Here is a 9,509-nt window from a genome sequence, read left to right as displayed (position 1 = left end):
CGATCATCCGTGGGCCCCGGCGCGTCGCACATGTGGCTCGGGCGGACAGTCCCGCGCGGGCGGGCGACCGCAGGCTCCAGCACCCGCCTTCGTGCGGTCCGCGCCCGCCGGGCGCGCCGTCAGCCGGCCATCTCGTGGGCGTACGGCGGTTCGGCGCCCGCGCGCGAGCAGGTGATCGCGGCCGCGCGGGCGGCGAAGCCCAGCAGCCTCGTCCATCCCTCCGGTCCCAGGGCGGCCAGGCCGTCGGGATCGAGGGCGTCGCGTGCGGCGAGGCCGTGCAGCAGGGCCGCGTTCACCGTGTCGCCCGCACCGATCGTGTCCACCACCTCGACCCGCTCGCCCGGCACCGCGTACTCGCCCCCGTCGCGGGTGAACGCGGTGAGCCCGGCGCCGCCCCGGGTGACCACGACCGCTGCCGGTCCGGCCGCCAGCCACTCCCGGGGCGTGCCGCCGAGCCACGCGGCGTCCTCCTCGGACAGCTTCAGCAGCGACACGGACGGCAGCCAGCTCTTGAACCGGGCCCGGTAGGCGTCCGGGTCCGGAATCAGTCCGGCCCTGATGTTCGGGTCCAGCGCCGTGAAGACACCCCGCGCGGCCGTCTCGCGCAGCAGCCCCTCGTACGCGCTCGCACCCGGCTCCAGCACCAGCGAGCAGGTCCCGAAGGACACCGCCCGGGTGCCGGGCGGCAGGTCGGCGGGCAGCGTGAACAGCCGGTCCGCCGTGCCGTCCACGTAGAAGGAGTACGCGGCCGAACCGTCCGCGTCCACCGAGGCCACGGCGAGCGTCGTCGGCTCGGCCCCGCGCTGCACGGGCGCGACGTCCACACCGGTCTCCCGCAGCCGGTCCAGGAGCGCCTCGCCGAAGGCGTCGTACGAGACCCGGGAGCAGAAGGCGGTGGGGGAGCCGAGGCGGCCCAGCGCGACGGCCGTGTTGTACGGGCCGCCGCCGAGGGCGGGCCGCAGTGCGGCGAGGGCGCCCGTGCCCTGCGGTACCAGGTCGATCAGTGCCTCACCGGCGACGACGATCACGGGAGGGTCCTTTCGGGAGCGGTGACGTGGGCTTGCTCGGTCTGCTCGGGGCAGCCGCAGGAAGTGCGGTGGACGAAGGCGCAGGGCAGGCGCACGGTCCGGGCGGGCCGGTCCGGCGCGGCGAGGCGTTCCAGCAGCAGCCGGACGGCCTGCGCGCCGAGGTCCCTGCTGGGCTGGGCGACGGCGGTGAGGCGCGGCGTGAAGAGGTCGGCCCACGCGAAGTCGTCGAAGCAGCACAGCGCGAGGTCGCCGGGCACGGACAGGCCCCGGTCCCGGAGGGCGCGCAGCGCGCCGATGGTCATCGCGTTGTTGGCCGTGACCAGCGCGCTGGGCGGCACCGCCAGGGACAGCAGGGCCGCGGTGGCTCTTTCGCCGCCGTCCGCCCCGGAGTCGCCGTGGACCAGCAGCCGCTCGTCGAAGGGCAGCCCGGCGGCCGCGAGGCCGTGCCGGTACCCGGTGATCCGCTCGCGCGTCGTGCTGAGCCCCGGCCGGCCCGCGACCAGGCCGACGCGGCGATGGCCGAGTCCGGCGAGATGGCCGACCAGCCGCGCCGTCGGCTCGGCGCCCTCCGCGCAGACCTGGTCGAAGCGCGGCGCGCCGTCACCCTCCGGCACCTCGACCACCCGGTCGAGGAACACGGCCGGAACCCGGTGGCGCCCGAGGTAGGCGACCAGGTCCCGCGGCTCGGCGGAGGGTGCGACGATCATGCCGTCCACGCGCCGCTCGTGCAGCAGCTGCACGACCTTGCGCTCGTGCCCGGGATCGTCGTGCGGGTCGGCGATGAGCAGGCTGTAGCCGTGCTCCAGCGCACTGGCCTCGACGCCCTGGAGGATCTCCGTGAAGTACGGGTTGCTGATCGCCGACACCGCGAGCCCGATCGAGCGGGTGCGGGAGGTCACCAGCGAGCGCGCGAGCGTGTTCGGGGTGTAGCCCAGCTCCTCGACGGCGTCGAGCACCGCCTGGCGGGTGCCCGGCAGGACCGGGCGGGTGTCGTTGAGCACGTGCGAGACGGTCGCCACGGAGACCCCGGCGCTCCGTGCGACATCCACCATGGTCGGCATCGGCGTCCCCACTTCCGTATCGCCGCGCACCGGCTCCGAGCCGCGTGTACGTGCGCCGGGACCGTACCCCATGCTCCGGGTCGGCGTAAACGCTTGCGCAAACGTTTACGTCGGCCCCCCGAACACCCTCGAGCACCCCCACCCGCCCCGAAGCGCCGCCCCGCCCGCCGGATATCGTCGCCCTGCACGCCCCCTGAACAGTGGAGACCCCATGCCTGGCCGCCCCGCCCCGAGCCGCCGTACCGTCCTGCGCTCGGCGGCCCTCACGCCCGTCGCCGGACTCGCGACGGCCGCCTGCTCACCGGGCGACGACGGCGCAGCGCCGGCCAGGCCCACCGCGCCCGTCGAGCTGGGAGCGGAGGGCGAGGTCGCCAAGGGCGCGACGAAGCTCTACCCCGACGGCAACGTGGTGGTCAGCCGGGCCGAGGACGGCACCCTGAAGGCGTTCAGCACGGTCTGCACGCACGCGGGGTGCCCCATCAAGAAGCTGGAGGGCACGAAGCTGGTCTGCCCCTGTCACGGCAGCGAGTTCGACGCCCGGACCGGCGAGGTGCTGCACGCCCCGGCGACCGCGCCGCTCATCGAACTCCCGGTCGAGGTGCAGCAGGGCCGCATCGTCGCGAGCCCCGGGACCTGACCGGAGTGGGCGGGGAGCCGTCGGCGCACAGCGCCCGCCCGCGCTCGCCTACTCCCAGTCCCACCCGATCCCCAGCATCCCCGTCCGCGCTCGCGGCTCCACGAGGTGCACCGAGTGGTGCCGGCCGCTGAGGGCCAGCTCCTGCCGGCCGCCGCGCGGTGCCGCCGGCGAATGCTGGGTGAACCGGTGGCAGCGCACCGGCAGCGCCGCGGCGTCGAACCGCACCTGGAGCGCGTACTGCCCGCCCGCCGAACCGAACCCGCGGACGTACTCCCGCGACACCCCCGCCGTGCCGTCCTCCACGCCGTAGCGGAAGAGATGGGTGTCCCCGGCGCGCAGCCACGTGTCGAAGAGCACCTCGGTCACCAGCAGACCGGTGTCGTGGTGGACGCGGACGCGTCCCGTGCGGCAGTTCTCCAGCGCGTGGACGGTCATCCGCGCGGGAGCGCATCCCGGATCGCCGTAGTGGACGGCGACGAAGCGGTCGACGCCGTCGCGGTGGGCGCGGACGATGTGGTGCGACTCGCGTCCCGCCAGTTCCCGGTGTGCGCCGACGCGGATCAGTTCGTGGTGGCCGAGGATGTGCACCCCGCTGTCCGGCGACGGTTGGCCCAGTTCGGCCAGCAGCCGGTCCAGGACGCCCGAGGCCTCCAGGTGGGCGCGGTAGGAGCGGGCGGCGGGCCGCCGCTCGGGGGAGTCCTCGTCGGCCTCGGCGAGCAGACGTATCAGCGATTCCTCGGGCAGCTGGAGTATCTCCTCCAGGGCTCGCACGGCCCGCAGCGACTCGGGGCGCTGCGGGCGGCGGGCGCCCTGCTGCCAGTAGCTCAGGCTGGTGACGCCCACCTTCACCCCGTGGCGCGACAGATGGTGCTGCACGCGCTGCAGCGGTAGTCCGCGAGCGGCGATCGCGGCGCGCAGGGCGACGTGGAAGGGGCCACCGCGCAGGGCCGAGTCGAGTTCCGCGGTGGCGACGTCCGCGAGCTGTGTGGCGTGCGGCATGCAGGGGCCTTTCTGTGAAGTTCACGACGGCTGGTCAGACCGTTCGACGCGGATCGGCCGGGGCCGCCCTCCCCCGGTCGCGGCGCAGCGGTCTTCACATCCGTACGCCGTGCTTCAGGGCCCCGAGTCCCCCCGCATTGAAGCGTGTTGACCTAGTCCCGACAACACCTGACGCCCGACCGTCACGCGCTCCTGGCCGAGAACGCACGGGCCTGCCGTCCCGAGGGCACGCGGCGTGACCGACCGGCCCCGGACCGTCCTCCCCGGGCTTCCCCGGCGGTCGTCCACAGGGGCCCGGCCCGTCGTCCACAGCCCCGCCGGAGTGTCGGCCCTCGCCAGTAGGGTGTGAGTCATGGCCGACCCCTCCAGCTACCGCCCCAGGCCGGGTGAGATCCCGGACTCCCCGGGGGTGTACAGGTTCCGTGACGAGCACCGCCGGGTGATCTACGTCGGAAAGGCGAAGAGCCTGCGCCAGCGCCTGGCGAACTACTTCCAGGACCTGGCGAACCTGCACCCCCGCACCCGCACCATGGTCACCACGGCCGCGTCCGTGGAGTGGACCGTGGTGTCCACGGAGGTCGAGGCGCTCCAGCTGGAGTACTCCTGGATCAAGGAGTACGACCCCCGGTTCAACGTCAAGTACCGCGACGACAAGAGCTACCCGTACCTCGCGGTGACGATGAACGAGGAGTTCCCGCGCGTCCAGGTGATGCGCGGCCACAAGAAGAAGGGCGTGCGCTACTTCGGGCCGTACGGGCACGCCTGGGCGATCCGCGACACGGTCGACCTCCTGCTGCGCGTCTTCCCGGTGCGCACCTGCTCCGCCGGTGTCTTCAAGAACGCCGCCCGCACCGGCCGCCCCTGTCTCCTCGGCTACATCGGCAAGTGCTCCGCCCCCTGCGTGGAGCGGATCTCCGCCGAGGACCACCAGGAGCTGGCCGAGGAGTTCTGCGACTTCATGGCCGGCCGCACCGGCACCTATCTGCGCCGTCTGGAGCGGAAGATGGGCGAGGCGGCCGAGGACATGGAGTACGAGCGGGCGGCGCGCCTGCGCGACGACATCGGGGCGCTCAAGAAGGCCATGGAGAAGAGCGCGGTCGTGCTCGCCGACGCCACCGACGCCGACCTGATCGCGGTCGCGGAGGACGAGCTGGAGGCCGCCGTCCAGATCTTCCACGTGCGCGGCGGACGCGTGCGCGGCCAGCGCGGCTGGGTCACCGACAAGGTGGAGGAGATCACCACCGGCGCCCTCGTGGAACACGCCCTGCAGCAGTTGTACGGGGAGGAGACCGGGGACGCCGTTCCCAAGGAGGTCCTGGTTCCCGCCCTGCCCGATCCGGTGGAGCCGGTCCAGCAGTGGCTGACCGACCGTCGGGGTTCGGGCGTGTCGCTGCGCATCCCGCAGCGCGGCGACAAGAAGGCGCTGATGGAGACCGTCCAGCGCAACGCCCAGCAGGCGCTCGTCCTGCACAAGACCAAGCGCGCCTCCGACCTGACGACGCGTTCGCGCGCCCTGGAGGAGATCGCCGACGCCCTGGATCTCGACAGCGCCCCGCTGCGGATCGAGTGCTACGACATCTCCCACCTCCAGGGCGACGACGTCGTGGCCTCCATGGTCGTCTTCGAGGACGGACTGGCCCGGAAGAGCGAATACCGCCGGTTCCAGATCAAGGGCTTCCGGGGACAGGACGACGTCCGTTCCATGCACGAGGTCATCACCCGCCGCTTCCGCCGCTATCTCGCCGAGAAGGAGCGGACCGGCGAGTGGGCGGACGGGGAGGACAACGGCGTCACGACGGCCACCACCAACGGCGGGACCCCAGACCACGGCGCCACGCCCGACCACCACGCCACGCCCGCGCGCGAAGCCGCACCCCACCACCGCGCCACGCCGGACCACGACGCCGCCGACGACCTCGCCCTCACGGACGGGCCCGCCCTCAAGGACGACGACGGTCGCCCCAAGCGCTTCGCCTACCCGCCCCAGCTCGTCGTCGTCGACGGCGGACAGCCGCAGGTGGCGGCCGCCCAGCGGGCGCTGGACGAGCTCGGCATCGACGACATCGCCGTCTGCGGCCTCGCCAAGCGGCTGGAGGAGGTCTGGCTGCCCCGCGAGGACGACCCGGTCGTCCTGCCGCGCACCAGCGAGGGCCTGTACCTGCTCCAGCGGGTCCGCGACGAGGCCCACCGCTTCGCGATCACCTATCAGCGCACCAAGCGTGCCAAACGCTTCCGTTCCAGCCCGCTGGACGAGGTGCCGGGCCTGGGCGATACCCGCAAGCAGGCGCTGATCAAGCACTTCGGTTCGGTGAAGAAGCTGCGGTCGGCGACGATCGACCAGATCTGCGAGGTGCCCGGCATAGGCCGGAAGACGGCCGAGACGGTCGCCGTGGCCCTCGCCCGGGCCACCCCGGCCGCGCCCGCCGTGAACACGGCGACCGGAGAGATCATGGATGACGAGGACGGGGCGCCCGAGACGACGGCGGACGCCCCGGGGGAGCCCGTGTCCGCGGGCACCCCGGACGAACGACGGGGGCAGGAGAGATGACCGAGCACGAGGCACAGCCCACAGCCGGACGAGAACAGACCCAGCGCACGACCGGCGAGGACGCCGGCCCGCAGACGGCCGGCCCCGGACCGGGCCAGGACGACGGAGCACAGGTGAGTACGGGCAAGGAAACAGCCGGGGCGCAGGAGGCGGCCATCCCCGAGCTGGTGATCATCTCCGGCATGTCCGGAGCCGGCCGCTCGACGGCCGCCAAGTGTCTGGAGGACCTCGGCTGGTTCGTCGTCGACAACCTGCCGCCCGCGCTGATCCCCACCATGGTGGAGCTCGGCGCCCGCTCGCAGGGCAACGTGGCCCGCATCGCGGTCGTCGTCGACGTCCGCGGCCGGCGCTTCTTCGACAACCTGCGCGAATCCCTCGCGGACCTCGACACCCGCGGTGTCACCCGGCGGATCGTCTTCCTGGAGTCCTCCGACGACGCGCTGGTGCGCCGCTTCGAGTCGGTGCGCCGCCCGCACCCCCTCCAGGGCGACGGCCGCATCGTCGACGGCATCGCCGCCGAGCGGCAGCTCCTGCGCGAGCTGCGCGGCGACGCCGACCTGGTGATCGACACCTCCAGCCTCAACGTGCACGAGCTGCGCGCCAAGATGGACGCCCAGTTCGCCGGTGAGGAGGAGCCCGAGCTGCGGGCCACCGTCATGTCCTTCGGCTTCAAGTACGGCCTCCCGGTCGACGCCGACCTGGTCGTGGACATGCGCTTCCTGCCCAACCCGCACTGGGTCCCGGAGCTGCGCCCCTTCACCGGCCTGAACGAGGAGGTGTCCTCGTACGTCCTCAACCAGCCGGGCGCCAAGGAGTTCCTCGACCGCTACGCCGAGCTGCTCCAGCTGATCGCCGCGGGCTACCGTCGGGAGGGCAAGCGCTATGTGACCGTCGCCGTCGGCTGTACGGGCGGCAAGCACCGGTCCGTGGCCATGTCGGAGAAGCTCGCCGCCCGGCTCGCCGCCGAGGGCGTGGAGACGGTGGTCGTCCACCGGGACATGGGACGGGAATGACTGGACGTACTCCGCGGCTGAGCAGGCTGCGCCGGGTGGTGCCCGAGGGACGCGGCGGCAGGCCCGCCGAGACCCGCGCCGCCCGGCCCGAACAGGCGCGCGGCGGCAGGCCGCGCCGCCGGGGCGCCCAGCCCAAGGTCGTCGCCCTCGGCGGCGGCATGGGACTGTCCGCCTCGCTCGCCGCACTGCGCCGGATCACCGGCGACCTGACCGCCGTCGTCACCGTGGCCGACGACGGCGGCTCCAGCGGGCGCCTGCGCGACGAGCTGGGCGTGCTGCCGCCCGGCGACCTGCGCAAGGCGCTGGCCGCGCTGTGCGGCGACGACGACTGGGGCCAGACCTGGGCCCGCGTCATCCAGCACCGCTTCCAGTCCCAGGGCGACCTGCACGAACACGCGGTCGGCAATCTGCTGATCGTCGCCCTGTGGGAGCAGCTCGGCGACCACGTCCAGGCGCTGGACCTGGTCGGCAAGCTGCTCGGCGCGCAGGGGCGGGTGCTGCCCATGTCCGCCGTCCCGCTGGAGCTGCAGGCCCTGGTCCGGGGCCACGATCCGGACCGGCCCGACGAGGTGGAGACCGTACGCGGGCAGGCGACGGTGGCGCTCACGCCCGGTGAGGTGCAGTCCGTGCACCTGGTGCCGGGCGCCCCGCCGGCCGTCCCCGAGGCGGTCGACGCCGTCCTGGACGCCGACTGGGTGGTGCTCGGCCCGGGCTCCTGGTTCTCCTCGGTCATCCCGCACCTGCTCGTGCCGGATCTGCTGGACGCGCTGGCCGAGACGAAGGCCCGCCGGGTCCTCTCCCTCAACCTCGCTCCCCAGCCCGGAGAAACCGAGGGGTTCTCTCCGCAGCGTCATTTGGAGGTTTTGGGACGACACGCCCCTAAACTCGCCCTGGACGTGGTGCTGGCCGACGAGGCCGCCGTGCCCGACCGTGACTCGCTCACCGACGCCGCGAAACGGTTCGGCGCCGCGGTCGAACTGGCTCCGGTCGCCCGGACCGACGGGACCCCGAGGCACGACCCGGAGCTGCTGGCCGCCGCGTACGACCGTATTTTTCGGATGCATGGAAGGATCGGCCCATGGCGATGACGGCAGCGGTGAAGGACGAGATCTCCCGGCTCCCCGTCACCCGGACCTGCTGCAGAAAGGCGGAGGTATCCGCCATCCTGCGGTTCGCCGGCGGCCTTCACCTGGTGAGCGGGCGCATCGTGATCGAGGCGGAGCTGGACACCGCGCGGGCGGCCCGCAGGCTCAAGCAGGACATCCTGGAGATCTTCGGGCACAGCTCGGAGCTGATCGTGATGGCGCCGGGCGGGCTGCGGCGCGGCTCGCGTTACGTCGTTCGGGTGGTCGCGGGCGGTGACCAGCTGGCCCGGCAGACCGGCCTGGTGGACGGGCGGGGCCGCCCCATCCGCGGCCTGCCGCCGCAGGTGGTCTCGGGGGCCACCTGCGACGCCGAGGCCGCCTGGCGCGGCGCCTTCCTGGCGCACGGCTCGCTCACCGAGCCCGGCCGTTCCTCCTCCCTGGAGGTGACCTGCCCGGGTCCCGAGGCCGCGCTCGCCCTGGTCGGCGCCGCCCGCCGGCTCTCCATCCCCGCCAAGGCCCGCGAGGTGCGCGGCGTGGACCGGGTCGTCGTCCGCGACGGCGACGCGATCGGCGCCCTGCTCACCCGGCTCGGCGCCCACGACTCGGTGCTGGCCTGGGAGGAGCGGCGGCTGCGCCGTGAGGTCCGCGCCACCGCCAACCGCCTCGCCAACTTCGACGACGCCAACCTGCGCCGCTCGGCCCGCGCGGCCGTCGCCGCGGGCGCCCGGGTCCAGCGGGCCCTGGAGATCCTCGCCGACGACGTGCCGGAGCACCTCGCGGCCGCCGGCCGGCTCCGCATGGAGCACAAGCAGGCCTCCCTGGAGGAGCTGGGCGCCCTCGCGGACCCGCCGCTGACCAAGGACGCCGTCGCGGGCCGCATCCGCCGCCTGCTGGCCATGGCCGACAAGCGGGCCTCGGACCTGGGCATCCCCGGCACGGACGCCAACCTGAGCGACGAACTCGCCGACAACCTGGTCGGCTGACCGGACGCCCGTCGGCCCACCGCACACGGGCCGTCAACAAGCCGGTGCCGTCGCCCACTTGGGTGACGGCACCGGCTTTGGCGTGTCTCTTCCGCGCTCTTGACTCGATCATCGGCTGTCATGAGCCTGGCATCTGTTCGCCACTGTGGCGGAAC

The 9,509-nt window shown here is 73.5% G+C and carries 8 protein-coding genes; 5 read left to right on the top strand and 3 right to left on the bottom strand.

What is annotated here, in order from left to right:
- Window positions 1-119: 119 nt before the first annotated feature.
- Both ACFC1X_RS40145 and ACFC1X_RS40140 read right to left on the bottom strand, forming a co-directional pair.
- Entirely contained in the window at window positions 120-1,028 is a 909-nt protein-coding gene (locus tag ACFC1X_RS40145) for a carbohydrate kinase (protein ID WP_376364514.1), read from the bottom strand.
- Window positions 1,025-2,089 (bottom strand): LacI family DNA-binding transcriptional regulator, encoded by a 1,065-nt coding sequence (locus ACFC1X_RS40140; protein WP_376364511.1) that lies wholly within the window; start codon window positions 2,087-2,089, stop codon window positions 1,025-1,027. Before ACFC1X_RS40140 ends, ACFC1X_RS40145 begins: the two co-directional genes overlap by 4 nt.
- Before the next feature lie 211 nt (window positions 2,090-2,300).
- Between ACFC1X_RS40140 and ACFC1X_RS40135 the strand changes: the two genes are divergently transcribed.
- Complete coding sequence (locus ACFC1X_RS40135; RefSeq protein ID WP_376364509.1) at window positions 2,301-2,726, top strand: Rieske 2Fe-2S domain-containing protein; 426 nt, start codon at window positions 2,301-2,303, stop codon at window positions 2,724-2,726.
- A gap of 48 nt (window positions 2,727-2,774) precedes the next feature.
- On the opposite strand, the gene ACFC1X_RS40130 is transcribed toward ACFC1X_RS40135, so the two are convergent.
- Window positions 2,775-3,725, bottom strand: coding sequence for a hypothetical protein (locus ACFC1X_RS40130; RefSeq protein WP_376364507.1), 951 nt, complete (start codon window positions 3,723-3,725; stop codon window positions 2,775-2,777).
- Between the two features lie 352 nt (window positions 3,726-4,077).
- On the opposite strand from ACFC1X_RS40130, the gene uvrC reads away from it, so the two are divergent.
- From uvrC to whiA, 4 genes are read left to right on the top strand one after another with little or no spacing between them, the layout of a single operon-like run.
- Entirely contained in the window at window positions 4,078-6,273 is a 2,196-nt protein-coding gene (uvrC, locus tag ACFC1X_RS40125; protein ID WP_376364504.1) for an excinuclease ABC subunit UvrC, read from the top strand.
- Window positions 6,270-7,286 (top strand): RNase adapter RapZ, encoded by a 1,017-nt coding sequence (rapZ, locus tag ACFC1X_RS40120; protein WP_376364502.1) that lies wholly within the window; start codon window positions 6,270-6,272, stop codon window positions 7,284-7,286. Before uvrC ends, rapZ begins: the two co-directional genes overlap by 4 nt.
- Complete coding sequence (yvcK, locus tag ACFC1X_RS40115) at window positions 7,283-8,374, top strand: uridine diphosphate-N-acetylglucosamine-binding protein YvcK (protein ID WP_376364500.1); 1,092 nt, start codon at window positions 7,283-7,285, stop codon at window positions 8,372-8,374. The genes rapZ and yvcK overlap by 4 nt, the downstream gene beginning before the upstream one ends.
- Window positions 8,365-9,354 carry a DNA-binding protein WhiA gene (gene whiA / locus ACFC1X_RS40110; protein WP_053128930.1) on the top strand — a complete coding sequence of 330 codons (990 nt, stop codon included), beginning with the start codon at window positions 8,365-8,367 and terminating at the stop codon, window positions 9,352-9,354. The genes yvcK and whiA overlap by 10 nt, the downstream gene beginning before the upstream one ends.
- The last annotated feature ends 155 nt before the right edge of the window (window positions 9,355-9,509 follow it).

Origin of the sequence: Streptomyces sp. NPDC056128 (assembly GCF_042263835.1) — a bacterium.
Lineage (GTDB): Bacteria > Actinomycetota > Actinomycetes > Streptomycetales > Streptomycetaceae > Streptomyces.
The sequence above is the reverse complement of the archived record's forward strand: the minus strand, read 5'-3'. Positions and strand labels throughout refer to the sequence as shown.